This window comes from Pantoea sp. X-Soil-ISGK-355 (genome assembly GCF_059730805.1).
In genome coordinates this window covers 3,476,459-3,501,995 of sequence record NZ_AP035971.1, presented here as the reverse complement: position 1 = coordinate 3,501,995, position 25,537 = coordinate 3,476,459, and the positions used below count along the sequence as shown (strand labels likewise).

14 protein-coding genes are annotated in these 25,537 nt (G+C 56.5%); 6 read left to right on the top strand and 8 right to left on the bottom strand.

Annotation, left to right across the window (positions count from 1 at the left end):
- Positions 1-47: 47 nt before the first annotated feature.
- The 3 genes from sstT to AC6I8J_RS15980 form a co-directional block, all read right to left on the bottom strand.
- A complete protein-coding gene (gene sstT, locus AC6I8J_RS15990) occupies positions 48-1,280 on the bottom strand; it encodes a serine/threonine transporter SstT (RefSeq protein WP_061063447.1) in 1,233 nt (410 codons plus the stop codon).
- A gap of 235 nt (positions 1,281-1,515) precedes the next feature.
- Positions 1,516-2,484, bottom strand: a complete 969-nt coding sequence (locus tag AC6I8J_RS15985) for a TerC family protein (protein ID WP_161735347.1) — start codon at positions 2,482-2,484, stop codon at positions 1,516-1,518.
- A gap of 255 nt (positions 2,485-2,739) precedes the next feature.
- Positions 2,740-3,726, bottom strand: coding sequence for a Gfo/Idh/MocA family protein (locus AC6I8J_RS15980; RefSeq protein WP_497825564.1), 987 nt, complete (start codon positions 3,724-3,726; stop codon positions 2,740-2,742).
- A gap of 146 nt (positions 3,727-3,872) precedes the next feature.
- On the opposite strand from AC6I8J_RS15980, the gene AC6I8J_RS15975 reads away from it, so the two are divergent.
- Entirely contained in the window at positions 3,873-5,561 is a 1,689-nt protein-coding gene (locus tag AC6I8J_RS15975) for a chloride channel protein (RefSeq protein ID WP_161735343.1), read from the top strand.
- On the opposite strand, the gene AC6I8J_RS15970 is transcribed toward AC6I8J_RS15975, so the two are convergent.
- Entirely contained in the window at positions 5,558-6,061 is a 504-nt protein-coding gene (locus tag AC6I8J_RS15970; protein WP_161735341.1) for a M48 metallopeptidase family protein, read from the bottom strand. The two genes, AC6I8J_RS15975 and AC6I8J_RS15970, sit on opposite strands and share 4 nt — an antisense overlap.
- A gap of 83 nt (positions 6,062-6,144) precedes the next feature.
- Here AC6I8J_RS15970 and rlmG point away from each other — a divergent pair, with 83 nt between their 5' ends.
- Positions 6,145-7,263 (top strand): 23S rRNA (guanine(1835)-N(2))-methyltransferase RlmG, encoded by a 1,119-nt coding sequence (gene rlmG / locus AC6I8J_RS15965; RefSeq protein ID WP_497825563.1) that lies wholly within the window; start codon positions 6,145-6,147, stop codon positions 7,261-7,263.
- Here rlmG and AC6I8J_RS15960 read toward each other — a convergent pair whose 3' ends face one another.
- Complete coding sequence (locus AC6I8J_RS15960; RefSeq protein WP_260059323.1) at positions 7,264-9,282, bottom strand: NADPH-dependent 2,4-dienoyl-CoA reductase; 2,019 nt, start codon at positions 9,280-9,282, stop codon at positions 7,264-7,266.
- Positions 9,283-9,475: 193 nt separating this feature from the next.
- Positions 9,476-10,183, bottom strand: coding sequence for a purine nucleoside phosphorylase YfiH/LACC1 family protein (locus AC6I8J_RS15955; protein WP_497825562.1), 708 nt, complete (start codon positions 10,181-10,183; stop codon positions 9,476-9,478).
- A gap of 106 nt (positions 10,184-10,289) precedes the next feature.
- On the opposite strand from AC6I8J_RS15955, the gene AC6I8J_RS15950 reads away from it, so the two are divergent.
- From AC6I8J_RS15950 to AC6I8J_RS15935, 4 genes are all read left to right on the top strand, one after another.
- Positions 10,290-11,099, top strand: coding sequence for a 5'-nucleotidase, lipoprotein e(P4) family (locus AC6I8J_RS15950; RefSeq protein WP_222925450.1), 810 nt, complete (start codon positions 10,290-10,292; stop codon positions 11,097-11,099).
- A gap of 579 nt (positions 11,100-11,678) precedes the next feature.
- The gene (locus AC6I8J_RS15945) at positions 11,679-12,314 is read left to right on the top strand and encodes a carbonic anhydrase (protein WP_161735333.1); all 636 of its coding nucleotides are present in this window, start codon (positions 11,679-11,681) and stop codon (positions 12,312-12,314) included.
- The gene (locus tag AC6I8J_RS15940; RefSeq protein ID WP_161735332.1) at positions 12,311-13,786 is read left to right on the top strand and encodes a SulP family inorganic anion transporter; all 1,476 of its coding nucleotides are present in this window, start codon (positions 12,311-12,313) and stop codon (positions 13,784-13,786) included. The genes AC6I8J_RS15945 and AC6I8J_RS15940 overlap by 4 nt, the downstream gene beginning before the upstream one ends.
- 269 nt (positions 13,787-14,055) lie before the next feature.
- Positions 14,056-15,477 (top strand): GGDEF domain-containing protein, encoded by a 1,422-nt coding sequence (locus tag AC6I8J_RS15935; RefSeq protein ID WP_161735330.1) that lies wholly within the window; start codon positions 14,056-14,058, stop codon positions 15,475-15,477.
- A gap of 20 nt (positions 15,478-15,497) precedes the next feature.
- Here the strand turns inward: AC6I8J_RS15935 and ddlA are convergent, their stop codons facing one another.
- Both ddlA and AC6I8J_RS15925 read right to left on the bottom strand, forming a co-directional pair.
- Entirely contained in the window at positions 15,498-16,595 is a 1,098-nt protein-coding gene (gene ddlA / locus AC6I8J_RS15930; RefSeq protein WP_222924960.1) for a D-alanine--D-alanine ligase, read from the bottom strand.
- Between the two features lie 225 nt (positions 16,596-16,820).
- The gene (locus AC6I8J_RS15925) at positions 16,821-25,406 is read right to left on the bottom strand and encodes a GH36-type glycosyl hydrolase domain-containing protein (protein ID WP_497825561.1); all 8,586 of its coding nucleotides are present in this window, start codon (positions 25,404-25,406) and stop codon (positions 16,821-16,823) included.
- Positions 25,407-25,537 lie beyond the last annotated feature (131 nt).

Below are 25,537 nucleotides of genomic sequence, written 5' to 3'. Positions count from 1 at the left end.
GCGATCCGTAATTATTCATACGGGTCGCCTTTTTTATGTTAACTGAATCAGGCCCGGCTTGTTTCGCGCTCCGCTTCTGCCTGACAGACAGCGGCAGTAAACAGAATATCGGTTGAGGAGTTCAGTGCGGTTTCCGCCGAATCCTGCAGGACGCCGATAATAAAGCCCACGGCCACCACCTGCATCGCCAGATCATTCGGAATGCCGAACATATTGCAGGCCACCGGGATCAGCAGCAGCGAACCGCCCGCTACGCCCGATGCACCACAGGCACAGAGTGACGCCACCAGACTCAGCAGAATCGCGGTCGGCACATCAATGCTGATCCCCAGCGTATGCACCGCCGCCAGCGTCAGCACGGTAATGGTGATCGACGCACCCGCCATACTGATAGTCGCGCCCAGCGGAATCGACACCGAATAGGTATCCTCATCGAGATCCAGACGTTTCGCCAGTGCCATATTCACCGGAATATTGGCGGCAGAACTGCGGGTAAAGAAGGCGGTCACGCCGCTTTCACGCAGGCAGGTGAAGACCAGCGGATAAGGGTTGCGACGGATTTTCCAGAAGACCAGCAGCGGGTTCACCACCAGCGCCATCAGCACCATGCAGCCCAGCAGCAGCGCCAGCAGATGGGCATATTGCCACAGCGCGCCAAAGCCGGTTGAGGCCAGAATCGACGCCACCAGACCGAAAATACCGATCGGGGCGCAGCGGATGACGCAGCGCACCAGCCAGGTTACCGCCTCAGAGGCATCGTTGAGAAAGGCACGGGTGCTGTCACTGCTGTGACGGAACGCCAGCCCCAGGCCAATGGCCCATACCAGAATGCCGATATAGTTAGCCTGCATCAATGCAGTGATCGGATTCGAAACCATGCTCATCAGCAGTCCACGTAACACTTCGGTGATGCCGGAAGGGGGAACGATTTCCGTGCTGCCCACCGCCAGCGTCAGCGTTTGCGGGATCAGATGGCTGAAGACCACCGCGACGACTGCCGCGAAGAAGGTGCTCAGCAGATAGAGCATAATAATTGGCCGGATATTGGTTTTCTGGCCTTGCTGGTGGTTGGCGATTGAGGCGATGACCAGCATCAGAACCAGCAAGGGCGCGACCGCTTTCAGCGCACTGACAAACAGTTCACCCAGCAGACCGACCGCCAGCGCGGCATCGTGTGAAATCCAGGCGAGCGCCACACCGGCGATCAGCCCAATCATGATTTGCTTCACCAGGCTTCCGGCGAGCAGCGTGCCCAGACGTGCGGAGAGAGTTTTCTGCATAATATTTTCTATATTTTGTCGCGGATGTAGTTTCAGACGCGATGTTTTGCATCGGCTAAAACGGTTTGCCCGGCGGAGTATAAGGAAAAGATCGGACGAGAAAAGAGAAAGTTCTGTTGCTGTGGGGTATGTCGGATTTTTATTATGCTGAATAGTGGAAGTGTGACAGAGAGATGAAATGGCGTGGCAGGCTGCCGCAAAATAAAACAGGGGCATCCGCTGCCCCTGCAGGTAATTATGGTGTGAGCTTTTTCTGGTCTCTTTTGCGGTTAACCCAGGCGTTGATCAGCAGGGTAGACGCCAGAATGGCACCGACTACGCCCAGTGAGATCCCGACCGGAATATGGTAGAGGTCGACAATCAGCATTTTGAAGCCGATGAACACCAGCACAATCGCCAGGCCATACTTCAGCATTGAGAAGCGCTCTGCCACGTTCGCCAGCAGGAAGTACATGGCACGTAATCCCAGAATCGCGAACAGGTTTGAGGTCAGCACGATAAACGGGTCGGTCGTGACGGCGAAGATCGCCGGGATACTGTCGACGGCAAAGATCACGTCGCTGAGCTCCACCATAATCAGCACCAGCAGCAGCGGCGTCGCAAACAGCACACCGTTTTTGCGGGTGAAGAACTTCTCGCCGTCGAGATCATCGGTCATGCGTAAATGCTTACGCAGCCAGCGCACCACTGGCTTGTCGCCCACCGCACCGTCATCCTCTTTCGCCAGCGCCATTTTCACGCCGGTAAACAGCAGGAACGCACCAAACACATAGAGGATCCAGCTGAACTGCGTGACCAGCCAGCTACCTGCGAAGATCATGATGGTACGCAGCACGATAGCGCCTAATACGCCATAGATCAGCACCCGTCGCTGCAGGTTGGCCGGAATAGAGAAGTAGCTGAACAGCATCAGCCAGACGAAGACGTTATCCACCGCCAGCGCTTTTTCCAGCACGTAACCGGTCAGGAAGGCGAGCGTCTGCGTATTAGCCACTTCACGTCCCGCGCTGCCCTCCAGATACCACCAGAAAGCGGCGCTGAACAGCAGTGAGACGGAAACCCAGATCAGCGACCAGACAGCCGCCTGTTTGAAAGACATGGTCTGCGCGCCGCGACGTCCCTGCAACAGCAGGTCGATAGCCAGCATGATCAGCACCACAACCGCAAAGCTGCCCCACAGTAAAGGCGTACCCACAGTTTGCATATTCGTATCCTGTCTTAAAAATAAAAAAACGGCTGAAGTCAGAAGACGTCAGCCGCTTATTTTTGTGTAAGCAAACCTCGCCTTCCGGCAAGGTCTCACTTACAACACAGAAATGGATTCCGGGTTGCCTGATGACCGGATGCCTGCGCATCGTAGTGACGATCAATCAGCTTACAAGTTACTCCCCTTTGCAGGAGGGTAAGTTACGGTTTAGCCGCACAGGAAGCAACTCCTCACAGACATATTTAGAAATATTTACACAGCAGCATGATCGGCAGGGAAGATCACGCCGGTCTGACGCCGGATTTCGGTCAGCAACGCGGCGGTAATGCGCGAAACCTCAAGCCCCGGATGGTCCACCTGGCGCTGCTCAACCAGCCGGGCAAAAACGGCCGCTTCGTACAGCATGGTGTTGATATGTTGCGGCTGGCTCAGCGCCTGCTTTTCCGCGCCCCGCGGCACAAAGGTCAGCTGCTGGCACTCCGATAGCTTTTCAATCACCAGCGCGCCCGCTTCACCCTGAATCTCGCTGGGCAGGCTGGAATCACTCACCTTCGAATGCAGAATCGTCACGTCGAAATCACCGTAGCTCAGCACCACCACGCCATGTGCATCCACGCCGCTCGTCAGCAATGTCGCAGTGGCCTGCACACTATCTGGCTCGCCCCACAGCGTCACCGCCGAGGCCAGACAGTAATACCCGATATCCATCACCGAGCCATTCGACCAGCGCGGATCAAAAGTATTGGGGTTCTCGCCGTTGAGATAGCGCGGGTAGCGTGAAGAGTACTGACAGTAATTCAGCAGCGCTTTTCGCAGTTTACCCACGTCAGGCAGCGCCTGCTGTAGACGCAGGAAATTCGGCAGGCTGGCGGTTTTAAATGACTCAAACAGCACCACCTGATGCTCACGAGCGCAGGCGATCATCTTCTCTGCTTCGGCCAGATTTGAGGCCAGCGGTTTTTCGCAAATGACATGCTTGCCGTGCGACATAAACAGCAGCGCCTGCTGGCAGTGCAGGGCGTTGGGGCTGGCCAGATAGACCGCATCGATCGCCGGGCTGGCGGCCAGGGCGTCCAGTGAGGTAAAGGTCTGTTTGCAGGGATAATCGGCGATAAAGGCGTCGGCCTGCTGCTGACTGCGTGAATAGACCGCGCAGAGCTTCATCGCTCCGGTTTCATGAGCGGCATCAATAAACTGGCGTGTAATCCAGTTTGTTCCCACAATGGCAAAACGAATCACGTCATCTCTCCGGCAGCGGTAAAGCGGCAGAGTAACATCTCACCGACGCGGTGCAAGCGCGCCGGGCAGGCAGGGATTGATCCTGCGATCCGCATTCCAATACTATGCGGAAGCAATAATAAACAGGCATCAACCAGGGAGCACAGGTGAAAGCAAGTAAGCACGCATTAAACTGGACCACATTGCTGATTGCCATTCCGGTCGGGTGTGCGGCGTCGCTGGTGACGCTGGCTTTTCGCGGCGTCATTGAACTGATCAACCATCTGCTGTTTGCGCGCAGTGGCGACATTACCGAATCCCTGCATCTCTGGCCGTGGATTTTCTGGCCGCTGCTGGTGGGCGCGGGCGGCGTGCTGGCGGGCTTTTTCCTGCGTTATGCGGTTGCCATTGAGCAGCAGCAGACGGTGAAAACGGATTACCTTGAAGTGATCAACGCCCGGCTCGATGCGGTGCCGACCAAAACCTCGCTGTTCCGCGCCCTGTCGTCGATTGCCAGTATCGGCAGCGGCGCGTCGATCGGTAAAGAGGGGCCGATGGTGCAGCTCTCAGCACTGTGCGGCAGCGCGATTGGCCGCCTGTTACCGTCCTCGCTTAACCTGAAAAACAGTGACGTCGTGGCGATGGCGGCCGCGGCGGGCCTCTCGTCGGTCTACCATGCGCCGCTGGCGTCGGCGATTTTCGTCGCGGAGATTGCCTTCGGTATTTCCGCGTTGCAGCGGCTGATCCCGCTTATTATCGCCTCGGCGACGGCGGTGATGACTATGTGGACGCTGGGCTTCCGCAGCGCGCTCTATCCGCTGGCGGACGCGAATTTCGCTATGGATCTGAGCAGCCTGCTGATGACGGTGGTGATCGGTCTGAGCGCCGGTCTGGCGGGCTGGATGCTGATTAAGTGTATCGCTCGCAGCAAAATGCTGTTCAGCCGGGTCGCCTCGCTGCCCGTGCGTCTGGGCGCGGGCGGAGTCGCCGTAGGCTTACTGGCGCTGATCTCCACCGATATCCTCGGCAACGGCTACGAGGTCATCGTCAAAGTGATGGCGGGCGACTATCTGCTGCCGGGCCTGTTGCTGCTACTGGTGCTGAAAACCCTCGCCACCAGCCTGTCGGTAGGATCGAACGCGGTCGGCGGACTCTTCACGCCTTCGCTGCTGATTGGCGCACTGCTTGGCGTCATCATCGCGACGGTGGGTGCGGCGCTGCATCTGCCGCTCGGCAATGTGCTGCTCTATGCCGCCATTGGCATGGCGGCAGTGCTGGCGGCGGTCAGTCAGGCGCCGTTGATGGCGATGCTGATGGTGCTGGAGATGACGCTCAACAGCAGCCTATTGTTCCCGCTGATGATCGCTACCGTGCTGGCGTCGATGGTGGTTTATCGCCTGCAATCAGTCAGTACCTATCCGGTGGTGAGTCATCACTTCAGCCGTTCAGAGGCGAAATATGATTTCGATAATATGCGCATTGCCGAGTTGATTATTCCCGGCGCGGCGCTGCAGCCGGAAGAGTCGGTAGGGCAGGCGCTGGCGGTCAGCTCGCTTAAGCGTGAACGCTACGTCTATGTCATTAATGCCGCAGGCGCTTTCCTCGGCGTGGTCTCAATTCATGAGATTTCGCGCCGGGTGCTGGCGCAGGAGATCACCCTTGATTCACCGGTGCAGTGCGTGATGAATCAGGATTTTCCGGTGGTGTTTGAGAATCAGAGTATGCGTGAAGGGTGGGAGGCGTTTGCGGCGGTCACGCTGGAGCGACTGCCGGTGCTTAACAATCCCCAGGAACGACGCTTTCTGGGCGCGCTGACCAAAACCAGCCTGATTCAGAAAGCACAGGAGTTTCTTTAAGCCGCGTTACCGCGCATCGCCTGATCAGTCATCCAGAGCCGCGCATCAAATTCGAGCTGGTGGTAATCCGGCTCCATATGGCAGCAGAGCTGGTAGAACGCCTTATCGTGGTCTTTCTCTTTCAGGTGTGCCAGTTCATGCACCACGATCATTCGCAGAAACGGCTCTGGCGCAAGGCGGAAAAAGGTCGAGATGCGGATCTCCGCTTTCGCCTTGAGTTTGCCGCCCTGAATCCGTGAGATGGCCGTATGCAGGCCAAGTGCGTGCTTCATCACCTTAATCCTGTTATCCCACATCACTTTGCTGATGGGTGGCGCGTTGCGCATATAGCGATTTTTCAGCGCCTGGGTGTAGTCATATAGCGCTTTATCACTCATCACGTCGTGAGTGTCCGGATAACGTTCCTGCAGAAACGCACCTAAGCGCTGGTGGGTAATCAGCGTCTGAACCTGCTCAAGAAGGGGGGCAGGATAACCCTGAAGGTAGATCAGTGAGGACATTAGGGATTCCAGGCGAAAGACAGTATACTGCGCCCCCGTTTTTGGGGCGAAAATCAACCAAAGTGTACCACGCCGGAGAATTCATGAGCCAACTTGAACTGAACGATCGCACACTGATCCTGCATCGCTTCCCGCAGATGCGTGACGAAAGTCCATTACAAGCCTGGGATGCGGCTGATGAATATCTCTTACAGCAGGCGCTGCCGGCAGGACCGGTGCTGGTCTTCAACGACAGTTTCGGGGCATTAACCTGCGCCCTGAGTCCACGCACCGTCTGGCATGTCAGCGACTCCTGGCTCAGCCAGCAGGCCGCCCGTCAGAACCTTTCCTTTAATGGGCTGGATGACAGCGACGTACACTTTGTTGATAGCCTCGCGGAATTGCCGGCGGCTCCGGCGGCAGTGCTGATTAAGGTGCCGAAAACGCTGGCGCTGCTGGAGCATCAGCTGCGTGCCATTCGCGAAGTGGTCACACCCGATACGGTGATTCTGGCGGCGGCGCGCGCCAAAGAGATCCATAACTCTACCCTTCAGCTGTTCGAACAGATCATCGGGGAAACCAAAACCTCACTGGCGTGGAAAAAAGCGCGTCTGATTTTCAGCCAGTTCAGCAAGCCTGCACTGCGTGAGGCGACGCCGACGCTGGTCTGGCCGCTGGATGGCACCTCTTATCAGATCCACAACTATGCCAACGTTTTCTCGCGCTCGTCGCTGGATATCGGCGCACGGCTGTTCGTGCAGCATCTGCCGGAAAACATTGAAGGTGAGATTGTCGATCTGGGCTGTGGCAACGGCGTGGTAGGGCTGGTGGCGCTGGAGCAGAATCCGCAGGCCGAAGTGCATTTCCTTGATGAGTCTTATATGGCGGTCGCCTCCAGCCAGCTTAATGTGGAAGTGAACCGTCCTGACGATCTGTCGCGCTGTCAGTTCCTGGTGAACAACGTGCTGAGCGGCTATCCGTCAGATCGGCTGCACGCGGTGCTGTGCAACCCGCCGTTCCATCAGCAGCACGCTGTCACCGATCATCTGGCGTGGCAGATGTTCCGCGATGCGAAACGCTGCCTTCAGTATGGCGGTGAGTTGCGTATTGTCGGCAACCGCCACCTTGATTATCACCACAAACTGAAGAAGCTGTTCGGCAACTGCACGCTGATCGCCTCTAACCAGAAGTTTGTGGTGCTGCGCGCGGTGAAAATGCGCTAGTCAGACCGTTAAAGCCAGCTGCGTTGCCTGCGCAATCGCGCGGCGCGCATCCAGTTCCTGCGCTACGTCTGCACCGCCTATTACCGTCACTACCTGTCCTTTTGCACGCAGCGCGGCTTCCAGTTCGCGTTGTGGCTCCTGTCCGGCACAGATAATCACGTTATCGATCGCCAGCAGCAGCGTTTCGCCGTTACGCCGCAAGTGCAGGCCGCTATCATCAATCGCCAGATACTCCGCGCCGCCCCACATCTCCACGCCGCGCGCCTGCAGGCTGGCGCGATGGATCCAGCCGGTGGTTTTTGCCAGCCCGGCGCCGGGTTTCCCTGTCCGGCGCTGCAGCAGCCAGATTTGCCGTAACGCGGCAGGCGGCTCAGGTTTCACGATGCCGCCGCGCTGCGTCAGGCTGTGGTCGATGCCCCATTCGGCGTAAAACGCCGCCCGATCCTCATCATGTGAAGGCTGTGACAGATACTCCGCCACATCAAAGCCAATCCCGCCCGCGCCGATAATCGCCACCCGTTTACCCACCGGGCGCTTATCACGCAGCACCTCAAGGTAGCTCAGCACGCTGGGGTGATCGATGCCTGGAATATCAGGCGTACGGGGCTGAATGCCGGTCGCCAGCACCACTTCATCGGCGTCACTCAACTGATCCGCCGTGACCCGACAGCCGGTTTTGACCATCACGCCCGCTGCCGCCAGCTGATTGCGGAAATAGCGCAGCGTTTCGCTGAACTCCGATTTGCCGGGGATCAGCCGGGCAATATTGAACTGGCCGCCTATCTCCGGCGCGGCCTCATAGAGTGTCACCTGATGGCCGCGCTGTGCCGCCTGCAGCGCAAACGCCATCCCGGCGGGACCGGCACCCACTACTGCCAGCCTGCGCGGTGCGGTGCTGACGATAACCGGCATCAGCGACTCATGGCAGGCGCGCGGATTGACCAGACAGGAGGTGATCTTCCCGGCAAACACCTGGTCGAGACAGGCCTGGTTACAGGCAATGCAGGTGTTGATGCTGTCCGGTTCGCCGCGCTGCGCTTTGCTGACAAAGGCGGGGTCGGCGAGGAAAGGGCGCGCCATCGAGACCATATCGGCGCAGCCCGACTGCAACAGCTCTTCGGCAACGGCGGGGTGGTTGATGCGATTGGTGGCGATCACCGGCACTGACACATGGGCGCGCAGGCGCTGCGTCACCCAGGCAAAGGCCGCGCGCGGCACGCAGGTGGCGATGGTCGGGATGCGCGCTTCGTGCCAGCCAATGCCGGTATTGAACAGCGTGACGCCGCACTGCTCCAGCTCGCCCGCCAGCAGCAGCGTCTCCTCCAGCGTGCTGCCTTCTTCGATCAGGTCGAGCATCGACAGCCGGAAGATGATGATAAAGGCATCGCCGGTTGCGGCGCGAACCGCGCGGGTAATCGCCAGCGCGAACTGCATCCGCTGGCGGAAGTCGCCGCCCCAGCGGTCGGTTCGCTGATTGGTGTGCTTCACCAGAAACTGATTAATCAGGTAGCCTTCGGAACCCATAATCTCCACGCCATCGTAGCCCGCCCGCTGCGCCAGACGGGCGCAGCGGGCAAAGTCATCAATGGTCTGTTCAATCGCCGCCTCGCTCATCGCCTGTGGCGTGAACGGGTTAATTGGGGCCTGACGTGCCGAAGGCGCAACCAGATCGGGCTGATAGCTGTAACGGCCAGTATGCAGGATCTGCAGGGCGATTTTGCCCTGATGCTGATGTACCGCCTCCGTGATCTGCCGATGCCAGCTGCACTGCGCTTCGTCGATAAGCATCGCGCCATGCGCGGTGGTGACACCCTGAGCATTAGGCGCAATGCCGCCGGTGACAATCAGTGCAACGCCTTCACGCGCCCGCTCGCCGTAGAACGCCGCCAGCCGCGCTGCGCCATCCGGATGCTCCTCCAGACCGGTGTGCATTGACCCCATCAGAAAGCGGTTTTTCAATTGGGTAAAGCCAAGATTCAGCGGCGTAAACAGCGCAGGATAATCAGGATTGACGGGCATGATAGTCACTCACAGTTAAGTGGTCGGATGAGTTCACTCTAGCCACTTCTGCGTTAAAAAAAAGTGAAAGAATGTCAGGGTGTGAGTGAAATCATAAACATCGGTGGGGAAGTGCTGATGAGCGGGAGCAGGGAGGTTGTGCCTTACGCAGCACAACTATCCGTGGCCTTTAATGTTTCTGACTCTGAAACGCTTAGCGCCGTCGGATCCACGAATAGCGTGAGCGATAGCCGCTGCCATGATGAGTATTAAAGCGGTAGCTTGATCCGCTCTCCGCCATGCAGTAGGTGCAGACGTTCACGTTATCGATCTGCGCGACCGGCACACCCGCCTGCACCAGCAAATGCGTTGCCAGCGCAGGCAGATCGAACCAGACGCCCAGCTGGCGGGCAGCAGCCTGTGGACGTTGCGCCAGCGGATTGACCGGCGGGTTCCGGTGCCAGCGCAGCCCGCTGGCAAACGCCGGGTTCTGCGCAATCTCTGCAAGCTGCGGTTCAGCCAGCTCATAGCAGCAGGGCCCCATTGCCGGGCCAATCGCCACCACCAGGTCCTGCGGGTTGCAGCCCTGCTCGCCCAGTTTTTCCACGGCGCGGGTCAGCACGCCCGCCAGTGTTCCCTTAAGTCCGGCATGAACTGCCGCCACGATTCGTTTATTGCGGTCGGCGAACAGCACCGGCAGGCAGTCGGCGGTATAAACCGCCACCGGGCGTGTTCCGCTACCGATCACGCCATCCGACTCGCAGCTTTTCGGCGGGGTGTTCTCAATGTCGGTGACCACAGTCGCGCTGTGGCGCTGATGTCCCCAGGCGGCATCGGCGGGAGGCGGCTCACCGGCGGGCTGAAACGCATAATCGAGCCACTCCAGTGAATCGAGCAACGGCGAGCGCGGGATCACGGCCATAAGAATCTCCTGTTATAACAGCGTGCGTTAGGCTGCCCACAGCTTACGTTAACTGCTACATTTTTGAAGCTTCTCCTCAGACCTTTCTCACCTTAAGGATGAAATGATGAAAACCTCCGCAAAACTCGCTGCATCCGGACTGGTCGCGCTGCTGCTGACCGGCTGCGCCTCGTCAACACATCAGACCGCGCAACAGCAGCTCGGGCAGCAATCGGTGCTGGCGGTAAACTGGTTCCAGCAGTCAGGCGAATATCAGGCACTGACCTGGCAGGCGTTCAATACCGCGCGCATGGCGTTTGATCAGGCACCGTCGCTGACCGGCAAACCCAAAGCGGTGATTGTCGATCTGGATGAAACCATGCTGGATAACAGCGCCTACAGTGCATGGCAGGCGAAGAACGGCCAGCCGTTCAGCAGCAAAACCTGGTCAGCCTGGACGCAGGCGCGTCAGGCGAAAGCAGTGCCGGGTGCGGTCGAGTTCGCGCGTCATGTGACAGAGAAGGGCGGCACGCTGTTCTATGTGTCGAACCGCGATCAGAAAGATTACGCCGCCACGGTCGCCAATATGCAGCAGCTCGGCTTCCCGAACGTCAGTGATAAAACGGTACGTCTGAATACCGACAGCTCCAACAAGCAGGCGCGTTTCGATGCCATCAAAAACGCGGGTTACAACGTGGTGCTCTATGTCGGCGACAACCTCAACGATTTTGGTGGGTCGACCTGGCATAAGGGTAATCAGACGCGTCGCGATTTTGTGAGTCTAAATCACCAGCAGTTTGGTACGCAGTTCATCGTTCTGCCGAATCCACTTTATGGCGACTGGGAGAGCGGAATGGCGGAAAACTACAATAAACTGACACCGGAGCAGCAGTTGTCGGTGCGGGAATCACGGCTGCAAAGCTGGAACGGTAAATAATTCGTCAAGAAAAAGAGCCTGCTCGTTCAGGCTCTGTTCAGAACTGGTCCTGATTTACTTACTGCCGTCACTATTCTGCTGCAAATTAAATTAATCATCTCTTGCTTCATTCTTCTCTTATTACAGGCATATTTAACTGGCTGTCAGCAATTAAGCCGGTGGATTGTGCTAATGGTTAGTTTTTTAATTAAGAGTATTCCTGGAAAAAAGCCCACCGGTTGGTATGGCAGTGAATATCCCCTCATTTATTAATTGTATTTATTTGTCATCAGTAACTTTAGTTTATTTTTATTACTATTTTATCTGTTTGATTTTATTGACTTAATAAGGCGGTTGATTTATTTGCCCACATTTCTGCTGCTGAATTAAATTTACTTAACCCTGACCTTTACTGACTGTTAGTTGACAATAGCGGCATTGTTAAATCGCTGTGAAATATTACGCGTGCATTGAAATTAGTTAGCGTCTATAACCTTTTTCTGTGACTCAGTTCTTATTAACCTGGCGGCTCACGCTTTATTTGTGAGCCGATACACTTTGTGGTTAGCCAGGATGCGACATCCCGGTAGTAGAGAGAAGATGATTGTGACGACACTTAAACCCTTATTAGCGAAAAATCGCAGTTGGGCCTTACAGCGCCGCCAGCGTAATCCGGATTATTTTAACAAATTCCTTCATCAGCAAAAGCCACACTCACTCTGGATTGGCTGCTCTGATAGTCGCGTTCCGGCAGAAGTCTTAACCGGCTCCCATCCCGGCGAACTCTTTGTGCATCGCAATATCGCCAACATGGTGATTGAGGACGATGACAATTTACTGAGCGTGCTGCAATACGCACTCTTCTTTCTCGGCGTTAAACGCATTGTATTAAGTGGTCACTATGGCTGCGGCGGCGTAGAAGCCGCGCAAAATCTGCCGGGCAGTGTGCTGGACGGTCAGGAGAGCGCACTGGCGAGACGCATTCAGACCCTGCGTGATGATATTCAGGCGGGTCTGACAGACATTCCCCTCTCAGACGCGCCGCCGGGTGAACAGCTCGATCGGCTGGTTGAGGCCAACGTTAAGGCGCAATTCGCCCGGCTGGTGAAATCTGAACCGGTCCGGCAAATCTGGCAATCGGGCCAGGAACTGGAGGTGTTTGGTTGTGTTTATGACCTGCGCTCCGGCCATCTCAAAGAGCTGATTCATCAATCTGCAGAGGAGCCTTCATTATGAACCTCGATACCCTGCGTCGCGATATTCCTGCGGGTCTGGTGGTTTTCCTGGTCGCCTTGCCGCTCTGCCTTGGCATCGCACAGGCCAGCGGATTACCTCCGTTTGCCGGTCTGCTGACCGGTGTGATTGGCGGTCTGGTGGTGACGTCACTAAGCCCATCCCGGTTTGCCGTGAGTGGCCCGGCGGCGGGGCTTGTCACTATTGTCGTCGCCTCGATGGCTTCACTGGGCAGCTTCTCTGCTTTTCTCACTGCGCTGATTATCGCCGGGGCACTGCAATGCCTGTTTGGCCTGCTGCGCGCCGGACGGTTTATTTCGCTGGTGCCGGGTAGTGTCATCAAAGGAATGCTGGCGGCGATTGGCCTGCTGCTGATTATGCAGCAGATTCCGGTGGCGCTGGGCGCCGCTGGTGATGCAGAGCTGGTGTCACTGGTGACCGGCCAGATGACTTTCTCGCTGCCAGCGATAGCGGTGGCGGGTGTCGGCCTGGCCATTCTCTGTCTCTGGACGACCGCGCCGGTGAAACGGATCAAAGCGCTCGCCTGGATCCCTGGCCCGCTGATTGCGGTACTGATCGGCTGTCTGGCGACGGTAGCAGGAGGGCGGCTCTTCCCTGAAATGACGCAGGGGCTGGCGCGCATTTCGTTGCCTGCGTTTGACAGCGTTTCCGCACTGATGGCTGAACTGGAAACGCCCGACTGGATGGCCTGGCAGAATCCGCAGGTCTGGGTAGTGGCGGTGACTCTGGCACTGGTTGCCAGTCTGGAAACGCTGCTGAGTCAGGAGGCGCTGAAAAAACTGCGCCCTCAGACGCCCGCGCCGTCGCCCAATAAAGAGATGTTCGCGCAGGGTATCGGTAACCTGGCGGCGGGTTTTCTTGGGGCGATGCCGATAACGGCAGTGATTGTACGTAGCTCGGTCAACGTCAGTGCGGGCGCGCAGACGAAGCTCTCGATCTTCATTCACGGCGTGCTGCTGCTGATTTGTGGCATGTGGTTCAGTGAGATGCTGAATGCCATTCCGCTGGCCAGCCTGGCTGCCGTACTGCTCTATACCGGTTATAAGCTGGCGACACCTAAACTGTTTGTTGAGCAGTTCCGGATGGGCGCACAGCAGTACGTGCCGTTTCTGGCCACCATCGTCGGCATTATCACGCTGGGTATGCTGGTTGGTATTGGCATCGGTATCGCCACACAAATCCTCTACAGCATCTATAAGAGCCATCGCAACGCGTTGCAGCTTACCCGTTATGATGACCATTACGTGCTGCGCTTCCAGCAGAACCTGACCTTTATGCACAATCCAAAGTTGCAGGGATTGCTGGATGAGATCCCGGAGAACAGCGTGGTTATCGTCGATAACGACAATGCGGAATATATCGATCCGGACGTTAAAGCGGTGCTGAAAGATTTTGGTGATAACGCCGATAAACGCGGCATTCGCCTGAGTCAGTGGCCGGTTGCGGTAAAATAGCGCTTAGCGCAACGGTAAAGGGGTTTAAAAGGAAAAAATCGGATATCTCGGATATCCGATTTTTTTATTTGCGAGGCATAATAAGTTCCCAATTTCTGCTGTCATCGGATGGGGTTAGCCACTGCAGGATAACTTTCCTGAATCATCCCACGAAATGAGGCTTTATCGCCGGATGAGATTGAGGGTATTCAGGATTTAATCATTCTGACACCACGCGCCTGTTCAGGCTGGCGTGGACAGCCAGCCTCTCTGCGACAAGGTCCGGATGTATGCGCATACAGCTGTTTGAAGAGCACAACGCTAAGAAGAACGCATTTTTGCTGTTTTTAATCACGCTGCTGTTTTGCTTTATCGGCGGACACCTGCGTTTCCCCCAGGAGCTGTCTCTTTTCTGGCCGGTCAACGCGATCGTCACTGGCGTTATCGTCCGTAATCCTTTTCTGCATCAGACCCGCTCTTACCTGGCCATCTTTGCCGCGATGGTGTTTAACGACACCGTATTTTCCGGCTGGGCGCTTTCTGCATTTACCCTCAACCTGGCGAATATTCTGTTTGTGCTGGTGGCCGCCACGCTGCTGGTAAAGCATCTTCAGCATGACTCCGGCAGCGAGCGTATTACCAGTGTGCTGCGTATTTTTCCTGCCTGTCTGCTGGCCGCGCTGGCCTGTGCCAGCTGGGGAGCGCTGGCACAGCAGGCTGATTTTGATGCCGGACTGGCGGTGGCATGGGGTGACTGGTTCAGTGAGCAGTTATCAACCGGGCTGATGCTGCTGCCCTTTTTGCTGACGCGCGACTGGTCGTCGCTGTCGCCCCGCCAGTTTCTGCAGTTCCGCAAGCTGGCACCGGTCATCGCCGTGATGGTTTCGCTGATGATCGGCGCAATGATGGGGGGCGCGGGCAGCCTGACGCTGCCGGTTCCGGCGCTGGTCTGGTGCGCTATTGTGTTGCCGATGCCGCTGACCAGCCTGGTGATCCTGCTGACCGGTATTACTGAAATCATTCTGGTCTCTCATGGTGTGATGAACATTCAGGGCGACGATAATCTGTTGCCGCTCAGCCATCTGACCTCTGCGCGACTGGGTGTGGCAACCATCGCAATTAGTCCGCTGATCGTGGCTGCAAGCATGGATGCAATCCGCCAGCTTAATCAGCGTCTGGCGCTGCGCGCGAATTACGATTTCCTGACCCGCCTGCTGTCACGTTCCGGTTTATATGAAAGCCTGCGTGCGGAGCCGATTTTTCCGGATCGCAAAGTGGGCGTGATCCTGCTTGATGTTGATTACTTCAAAGCCATCAATGACAATTTTGGTCACGATGCGGGTGACAGCGTGCTGGAAGAGATCGCCCGCCGGATGCAGTGCGTGGTGGGTAAAGCGGGGCGCATCTGTCGCTTTGGCGGAGAGGAGTTTGTGGTAGTGCTGTTCGACCAGAATGCGGAAAAGCTCTATTTTCTGGCGGAGGCAATCCGGCAGAAGATGGCGAAAGAGAAGTTCTGGTTGCAGGGTAGCACGGCTACGGTGACCGTCAGCCTGGGGCTGGCCCATGGCAGTGCCGATGAGGCGACGGAATGGCACCGCGTGATCAACCGGCTAATCTCTGCGGCGGATAAAAATCTCTATCTGTCGAAGCGCAATGGCCGTAATCAGACTTCGCCGGTTAACTACCGCACGATTACCAGCGACGTGGCATAACGCCACGTCACCGGGTTCGATCAACTGACGCTGCTTTTCAGGGTGCTGGCCTGCTGATGGCGTTCAATCGCCAGGTCGATCAGACGGCTGATCAAATCCTGATAACTGAGTCCGGCCGCCTGCCACAGTTTCGGATACATGCTGATATTGGTGAAGCCGGGCAGGGTATTCACTTCATTGACGATAATCTCGCCGTCATCGGTCAGGAACACATCGACGCGCGCCATGCCAAAGCACTCCAGCGCGGAGAAGGCTTTGATGGCGACGTCACGGATTGCATCGCTGGTTTCCGCTGCAATGGCTGCCGGAACCACCGTCTGCGCACCACTTTCAGAGATATATTTAGTGTCATAAGAGTAGAAAGCGTCATGCACCACCACTTCGCCACACGGGCTGGCTTCCGGCGCATCGTTACCGAGCACCGCGCACTCGATCTCCCGGCCTTTGATACCCTGTTCAATCAGCACCTTGCGGTCAAAAGAGAAGGCCAGCGCCAGCGCCGCATCAAATTCTTCCATGCTATCCACTTTGCTGACGCCGACTGATGACCCCTGGTTGGCGGGTTTGATAAACAGCGGCAGGCCAAAGCGGGCAATGACTGCCTCTGCATCCAGGAGGGCGCGTTGTGCCTGAGTAATGCTCAGCCATGGCGCGACGTTGAGGCCGGCATCACGCAGCAGGCGTTTGGTAAAATCCTTGTCCATGCTGACCGCAGAACCCAGCACGTCGGAACCGACGAAGGGTAACGAGGCCATGCGCAGCAGGCCCTGCAGAGAGCCATCTTCACCCAGCGTACCGTGCACGATAGGGAAGATAACGTCGATCTGCGACAGCGGATGGGCGTTGTGGCGGGTGATGATCTGCTGCTGAGTCGTGCCGGGCACCAGCGCCACATCTTCAGCGGCGTGATTCAGCGCGATTAGCGCCGGATTTTCTGCGTTAAGTAAGAAGTTTGACGCATCGTTAAGACGCCAGTGTCCCTGCTTATCGATGCCCAGCAACACCACGTCAAACCTGGTTTTGTCGATCGCCTCAAGGATATTTTTGGCCGACTGCAACGACACCTCATGCTCAGCCGATTTGCCGCCAAACACGATCCCTACCCGCAACTTTGTCATCAATTTTGCCCACTGAAAAAATCAAAACCACAAGATAGCATGGGGTTTGCGCGGGAAAACAGGGTGGGGCGAGAGATAATTGTGAGCAGGCGATTAACCCTCGCCATTCACCCGATCGCTGTCGTTGAGCTGCCCGTAGCGGCGCGGGTGGCAGCTCAACGGCCCGCTCGCAAAGGCCACTTAATCTCCTCTTTAACCTGATGCAGGCGGGGTGTCTGGTTTAACTTAATCTGACGCAGAGCCCAGCCAGACTTCAACCTGATGTTCCTGGCTATGGCTTTCCAGCGCTATTTCGTCGCCGTCACACCGTTTGCCATCCAGCCACAGCTGATAGGTGCTGCCACCGCGAGTAACCCGGATGTTGTAGATCCCTTCCCCCTCACGGTAGACAATTTTTATCTCTGACCATTCAGCGGGAAGCTGTGGCCGGACAGACAGCGCGTTGCCGCGCCGGATTATCCCAAGCAGACTCTCACTGATAAGCTGATAGGCCCAGCCTGATGAACCGGTATACCAGGTCCAGCCGCCTCGCCCGCTGTGGCCTTCGGCTGCATACACATCCGCAGCCATCACATAAGGTTCCGCTTTGTAGATCGCCATATCCTGTTGATTGCCACTATGATTAACCGGATTAATCATTGAGAGTAGGGACCAGGCGCGCTCTGTTTCACCCATCGCCGCAAAGGCCATAATCGCCCACAGAGCCCCATGGGTGTACTGACCGCCATTTTCCCTGACGCCCGGTAAATAACCGCGAATGTAGCCCGGATTTGGCCCTGCGCCATCGAAAGGCGGAGTAAGCAATTTAATCAGCCGGTTATCCTTATTAACCAGATGCTGATAAAGTGCCGCCATCGCTGACCGGCATCTGGCGTCCTCGCCTGCGCCAGAGAGTACCGACCAGCTCTGGGCAATGGCGTCTATCCGGCACTCACTGTCAGCATGTGAACCGAGCGTCTGACCACTGTCAAAAAAGCCGCGCAGATACCATTCCCCATCCCAGGCCGCATGGTTAAGCGCGGTTTTGAGCGCCTGCGCATTGTCCTGACAGTGCCGGGCGGTATCGGTATCGCCGAACCGCACAGCCAGCGCGGCAAAGCGGTCCAGAACCGTATAGAGGAAGAAGCCGAGCCAGACGCTTTCACCCTTGCCGGCAATCCCGACGGTACTCATACCATCGTTCCAGTCCCCGGAGCCCATCAGCGGGAGGCCGTGCTGACCGAAATTAAGGGCGTGGTTAATCGCGCGAACGCAGTGCTGCCATAGCGTTTCATTAATCTTACTGACGCCCGGAAGCTCATAGACAGACTCTTCGTCCTCTGCCAGCAGGCGACCTTCAAGGTAGCTGACGGGCTGTGACAGCAGCGCAATATCATCGGTTGCCTGCACATAGCGGCACAGCGCATAGGGCAACCACAGGTAGTCGTCGGAGCAGCGGGTTCTGACGCCACGGCCAGCAGGCGGATGCCACCAGTGCTGTACATCTCCCTCGATAAACTGGCGGGATGCACACAACAACAGCTGATCGCGCAGGCGCTGCGGGGCTGCGTGGGTCAGCGCCAGCGTATCCTGCAACTGATCGCGGAAGCCAAAGGCACCACCGGATTGGTAATATCCGCTGCGCGCCAGCAAACGGCTGGCCAGCGTCTGGTACAGCAGCCAGCCGTTTGCCAGTAAATCGACCTCCGTTGCCGGTGTCTGGATTTGCACTTTAGTCAGTAGCTGGTGCCAGTGCTGTTTAATCCTGGTCAGCTCGTTCTGAGCCTCCCCGGTGGAGAGGAACTGCTGCATCAGCGCGGTCACTGCACCCTCATCTTCCCCGACGCCGAGGGCAAAAACAAAACTGCGGCTGTCGCCGTCAATCAGTGTCGTCAGCGTTTGCAGCGCGGCGCAGGGATCCATTCCTGCCCCGGTGTTACCTGACAGACCACGAACATTCATCATCGCGGGCTGCCGTGTGGTGCCGTTACGACCCAGACACTCAAGCCGGTTGCCGCTGTGCGCAATCCGGGTTCCTGTGACGGCAAAAAAAGCGGTCCGCGCAGAGCCCGTGCTGTTATAAAAGTTTCTGGCCAGAACCGCGCTGCCTGTGGCAATAGCGGCAGGGGACGTCACCACATGCCTTGCGGAGCGGCTCGCCAGCTCACCCAGAACCCATTCGACGTATCCGGTAATCGACAGATTACGCGTTTTGCCAGAGAGGTTACTCAGCGTCAGCAGGGAAAGTCTGACCGGCGCCTCCTCTGCCACGAACACCGTCAGCGTGCTGCTGATGCCATACTCCGTGTGTTCAAACGTGCTGTAACCGAAGCCATGACGGGTCAGATAATCCCCCTTGCCGCGAACCGGAAGCGGCGTGGGCGACCAGACATCACCCGTCTCTTCATCACGCAGATAAAGCGCTTCGCCAGAGCTGTCACTGACGGGGTCATTATGCCAGGGCGTCAGGCGATATTCATGCGCGTTTTCATACCAGCTATAGCCCTGGCCACTCTCGGAAATGACGGTGCCCAACTGGCTGTTGGCCAGCACATTGCACCACGGCGCAGGTGTCTGTTGCTGGCCGGAAAGAATGATGTGATATTCGCTGCCGTCCTCGTTGAAGCCACCGGTGCCATTAAAAAACTGCAACCGCTCCGGCGAAAAGGTGACGGCTGCAGGCTGCGGCGTCTTACTGACCGATGGAAACGCAAAAGCAGGCGGGGTGCGCACCGGTTTTAACAGCGTGCTGAGTTGATCGGCGAGGCTGCCGTTTCGGCCTTCCAGCACGACCGCCGCGACGCTCAGCAACAATTGCAGATCGTCAGCGGAAAAACTTTCGCTTTTGCGGATAAAGATGCCGCCAGGTTTGTCTGCCTGCTGTCGTTCGTCTCCGGCAGGGATCAGAGTCGTGAGCTGATTGAACAGATTCTGCTGGTAGCCGCCCTGGTCGCTGTTCAGGATGAGCAGATCGACCATCAGCCCTTTTTGTCGCCAGTACTGATGCGCCTGAATGAGGGTGGTGACCAGGTCGAGCTGATTAATGTTTTCTATCCGAACCAGAAGAATCGGCAGATCACCCGAAATCGCATGACGCCACAATGACTCCTGGCCCAGCCGGTTCTGCATCAGCGCGTCTGATTCGCCACGCATTTCGGCGCTGGAAAACAGTACGGCACTGGCCAGCTGATTAAACAGACTGGTATCTTCGGTGCGGATATTCAACTGACGCAAGGCGACCTGACTGTGGGACCACGCCAGTTCAAACACCCGATCGGCGCTAATGTGGTTACGGTACTTCTCAATCAGCGCAATAGTTGTTTCACGCTGAAGTGTCACACCGTAAAGCATATCGATGGTGACGGCCTCTCCCGCTTTTAACGTCACTGACTGGCGAATTGATAACACGGGATCTAACACCGCTCCCTGCTGACCCGTTAATTCACTGCCCGGCATCAGCGCCTGAGCATCGGCTGGTATCCTGCCACGCCCGAGAAAACCAGCCCGGTCGGTTTCAAAAGAGGTCTGGCGGCCGGTATTGCCATGTATCGCCATCGCGTGAAACATCCATGCCGTCACTTCTTTCTCTTCACGTGGCCGTCGGTGAGCCAGGATCGCTTCCAGCCTGTCAACGATCTCAGTCTGGACGAACAGATTACTGAACGCAGGGTGGGCCATATCGCTGGCTGCTGGTGCCAGTACCACTTCGGTGTAGCTGGTGATATCGAACGGGCGGGTCTGACGGGAACGGTTAGTGACCGTGATGCGTCTGATCTCCACATCATCTTCCGGGGAGACCACGATATGCGTGTGAATGCTGAAGGTGGTGCCTGAAGCGTCAAACTCAATCCCGGCATCAGTAAAACGGGTTTTATAATGCGGACGCTCGCAGCAGGTCGGCTGATAGCTGTGAGCAATCACTTCGGCGGATTGCTGATCGGTAACGTAGCAGAACGTTCCGTAGTTGTTGCTGGTGCTATCCGCACGCCAGCGGGTGAGTGCCAGCCCCTTCCACTGGCTGTAGCCCGTCCCCGCGTGCGTCACCATCAGGTGATAATCTGCGTTTGAAAGCAGCTGCAGTTGTGGCTGGTGCGGATCTGAACCACTGAATTCTCGCTGGTCGGTAATGCTGCGCTGCTGTTTAGGGTCACTGTTTTCGACAAAACTGCGGCGTGGGGTATAGAGCTCAATATCATCAGGCACTTTTTCCTGAAGCAGCAAACGCGAAGACTGAAACAGTGCGCTGGACATAAAGCGCGCGACCATTGGCGCATCCAGCAGCTGGTGAGAGAGTGCAAGCAATCCCATCGCCTGATGATGTGCCATATACGATTTGACGATCGAAAATGGCTGACCGGGAGCCAGTCGGTCCGCGGTGAAATCCAGCGCTTCGTAATAACCGTAGTCACCGCTGGCACCCATTTTTTTAAGTCTTATCAGATTAGCCGTCGCCTCCTGCGGCAGCACCATCAGCGCCAGCAGCGTCGCATAGGGCGCAACAACATGATTGTCATTCAGGCCGCGTTTCAGACCCAGTTCTGGCGTGCCAAATGCCCGATACTGGTAGTTATGATTGACGTCAAACGCAGCGTAACCCGATTCCGAAACGCCCCAGGGCGTATCGGTGCTGTTACCCGAGGCAATCTGTTGCCTGACCGCCGATAACGCCATCTTTTCCAGTAGCGTGTCGGGGTAAACCGGCATGACCAGGTGCGGCATCAGGTATTCAAACATTGAGCCGCTCCATGACATCACGGCGGGCTGGTTATTCAGCTGAGTAAATAAGCGACCCAGCACAAACCAGCTCTTAGCCGGAAGCTGACTGGTGGAGATAGCAAAGTAGTGCGTCAGGCGGACTTCTGAAGGGAAAAGGTCATATTTGCTGGCGTCCAGCAGACTGCTGTCCATGTTATAGCCCACGCTGAGTAAAGACGTGGCTGGATAATAGAGAAAGCGGAAGTCCATACTGGCGTGATCGTTAAGGCGGCTGTCCAGCTCCAGCAGGGCAGCCATACGTTCGCGGGCGGCCCATATCACCGCCTCTGCCTGTTTTTCCGGGAGTCCGGGGCGGTTCAGGTTCAACTCAGCGAGCCACAGCAATGACGGAATGTCGGCAGGCAGTGGCGCATCCGGGCTAACCCAGCTGAAAAGGAGGGACCACTCCTGAGTAAAATCGACCAGCTGCTGGTGGAAAAGCGCCGGCCAGTTTACCCGTGTTGTCGGAAGATAAGTCTGTTCTGCCACCACGCTTAACGCCAGCAGAGCCTGCATCCCGGCGTGAAAATCGGCGGGCGAAGCGTGCTGCATCAGGCTTAATTGCGCATCGATTTTTTCCACAATGTCGCTGCGGGTGTCGCTCAGTTGGTCTTTAAGCAGTGAGAAGGTATCGGAGAGACCTTCCTGGATACAAGGAAGAGACACCACCGGCTGGTATTTCCACTGCGCCAGGCCAGCCTGAAGGGTTACAAGGTGAGCCGCCATATTACCGCTGTCTACCGTTGAGACGTAGCGTGGGTTCAGCGGTTTTAACGTCTGGGTGTCATACCAGTTATAAAGATGTCCTCTGAAATGCTCCATTCGGTCAAGAGTATCGAGGGTGTCGAGCGTCCGGCTGATGACCCGATTCTGGCTGATATAACCAAAATCCCAGGCCGTCAGGTTTGCCAGCAGCGACAGGCCAATGTTGGTCGGTGACGTCCGGTGGGCCACCCGCGACTCCGGAATCTCCTGCAGATTATCCGGCGGCAAATGGTTGTTGTCACTGCTGGCAAATTCGTTAAACCAGGCCCAGGTTTTACGCGCGGTGCGACGCAAAAAGATGCGCTGTTCCGCTGAAAGGCTGCCTGGCTGAGCGCGTTTAGGCTGGCTCATGCGGCTCAGTAACGCGGGGGCGACCGCCCACAATAAAGCGAGCGCCAGTGCAACATGCGTCATCGACGACATGCTCAGGCTGGTCAGGAATACCAGAACCGCGCCTGCTACCGGATTAATCCACATGCAGCGGTAGAAGTGGCGCACATCAGGCTCGACAGGTTTCTGTGATGAAGCGCTTTTCCACTCGTTCAGGTAGCGATGGCTGATAGTCAGGCGCCATAAGGTCACGATAATCGCCTTCAGCGACCAGTAACTCTCGTGAGGCAGGATGGCCAGCGCCAGGCCAGCGCGGGAGAGGCGGTTAAAGGCATCGGTGACCAGCATGGATAAATGCTGTCGCCATGTACGCGTTTTACTTTTCGTCACCCCATCGATCACCAACGCTGGCAGTCCCGGAAGCAGCAGAAAGAGCATGATGCATCCGACCCAGAATATCGGGTTTGGTACTATCGTGCACAGCATAAACACCAGCATCAGCAGGGCAGGTGCTACCAGGCTGCGGCGCAGATTGTCTGTTAATTTCCAGCGGGAAAGCGCACTGAGTGGGTTTTTTTGACGGCTGCAATCTTCCTGCCGCACCTGCAGCCGTAGCCAGTTCAGGAGCTGCCAGTCGCCCCGCACCCAGCGAAATCGTCGGGCAACATCACTCAGGTAACTATCCGGATATTGTTCATACAGGACGACGTTACTGACCACACCGGAGCGGGCATAGCATCCCTCCAGCAGGTCATGGCTCAGCACCAGATTTTCCGGACAGGTATTGCGTATCGCCCGGCTAAAGACAGCGACATCGTAAATACCCTTGCCGACAAATGAGCCTTCACCAAACAGATCCTGATAAATATCGGATGAGAGTGAGGAGTAAGCATCATTCCCCGGAATGCTGCTGCACAGCCGGGCATAGCGGCTCTGACCGTTAACTGGTATCTCTTCAGCCAGACGAGGCTGCAGGATGGCATAGCCTTCAACTACCCGATTTTTGACATCGTCGAACACCGGCGCATTGAGCGGGTGGGCCATGACGCCAATCAGCTTATGCGCTGTCTCACGCGGCAGTATTGTGTCGCTGTCGAGAGTAATCACATATTTAACGCTGTGCAGTTGCGTCTGCGTGGCACCTACCGTGACGCTGAAGGCGTTTTCTTCACCCTGAAGCCAGCGATTCAGGGCATGGATCTTACCGCGCTTGCGTTCATACCCCATCCAGACGCCCTGAGAAATATTATGGGTGCGGTCACGGTGTAACAGGGAGAATAGCGCAATGTCCGATTTACCCCCGCTGTAGCGCCGATTCAGGGCTTCCGTTTTCAGCACGGCGTAACGGATAAGCGCGGCGTCATGATGATGGTCCTGTTCGGCGCTATCGGTAAAGTCGGTCAGTAACGCAAAACTGATATTCGCCAGGGCGTTACCGAGATAGCAGATTTCCAGAGAGCGTAACAGGGCGTCTGTGCCCTCATTGCTGCTGAGCAAACAGGGGATAACCACCAGTGTACGGTCATGCTCTGGTATCGCCTGAGCATAATCGAGTCGTGGCAGGGGAAGGGGATGGCGGCTGCGGGTGGTTAACTCACTCAGCAACTGTAAGGCTAACTGGCTGCTGACAATGATGGCGGGCAGCACCAGCAACCACAGTAAAGATGCCATGCCCGCCTGATGGGTGCTGTAGAGCATCTCGGCGGTAAACGCGGTTGTCAGCAGTAAAAGGCTGCCTAACCAGGAGAGTAAAGGAGTCTGGCTCAGATGCTGCCGGCTCTTGTTCAGCCACGTCACCTTAACGTCAAGCTGCTGTTCCAGTTGCTGAAATCCTTTATCCAGCAGGTAATAGCCGACATGCTGCTGACGCAGGGGAAGATCAGGCTGGCTGGCCAGCGTCAGCACAGCCTGGGCGACTTCACGTTCATCAAACCGACTGTGTCGTGCCAGACGTTCAATCACATGGCGGTAGTCATCACGACTGTCAAAATGCATCAGCGGGTATGTCCCGGTGGGATCCTGCTGCAGGACTTTCTCAACCAGGCTGACGGATTCGACAAAGGCCTGCCAGTCAATTTCGCCGAGTTGCCGCAGGCCGGTAATAGTGTTGCTGACAGAGAGCTGACTCAGGGCCAGCTGCCGGTTGAACTGCTCAATGACTTCCGAGGTTTTCCGGCCGGTAATTTCCAGCTGTTGTTCAACCCAGGTTAACGCCAGGGTATTGTTCTGGCCACTTAATCGCCGTTCAAGTTCAGCGACGAAAGCGCCGGAAACCTGCGGGTTCTGGCGGGCCATATCAGCGATGACCAGAATAACTTTTGACGCATCTTCGGCGGCAGTGGATAGGATATCGCTGATCCACTGCTCCGCTTTATTACGTTCCTGATGTACCCTGGCCACGTCATCCGCAATCCGGGACAGATTGTTGATAAGCGCAAAACGTAACATGGCAGGCAGGGCCCACAGTTCGCCGAGCAGCAGGGGCGTAACACGCTGGTAGGCAGCGATAAAAGGATGTAGAACGCTGGTTTCCAGGCGGCCATCACTGTGCTTAATCATCTCCTCGGCGATAGCCTGGATGCGAAGGTAATGGGCCGACTCCTCCAGCATGGGCAATCCTTTACCGAATTTGGCCGGTAACAGGTGCCGGACCAGGCGGATCTGCTCTTCAATGATGTAAAAATTATCGAGTATCCAGACGGCCGCTGGTGTCTGGCTGCGCTTATCGCCTTCACTCAGGATTTCTGCGCTGCGCGTCAATGACTGTTCATTATCTGCCAGCTGCTGCAACAGTCGGTAGGACCATTTCCCACCCGACAGATTATGCGTTTTCGCTAATTTTTCGCCGTAGTTATCCATTTGTTCAGCCGAAAAAACATCTGGCCGATGGGCCTGATAAATACCTTCTGTCGGGAACAAAGGAAAATGCTCATCGGATAATTCACTTTCCCGGCTGAACCACGTCGTCAGTTTTATTTTCACACTCATTTCCTTGCGCTTGCGCAGCAGCTGGATCCGGAAAAAAAGAAAGGATGACAAAAAAGGAGCCAAAAGAAGGGCTGGAGGTGATAAAAAGGTGTAGATGGTATTGATTATAGTCCTGTTTGCGTTAT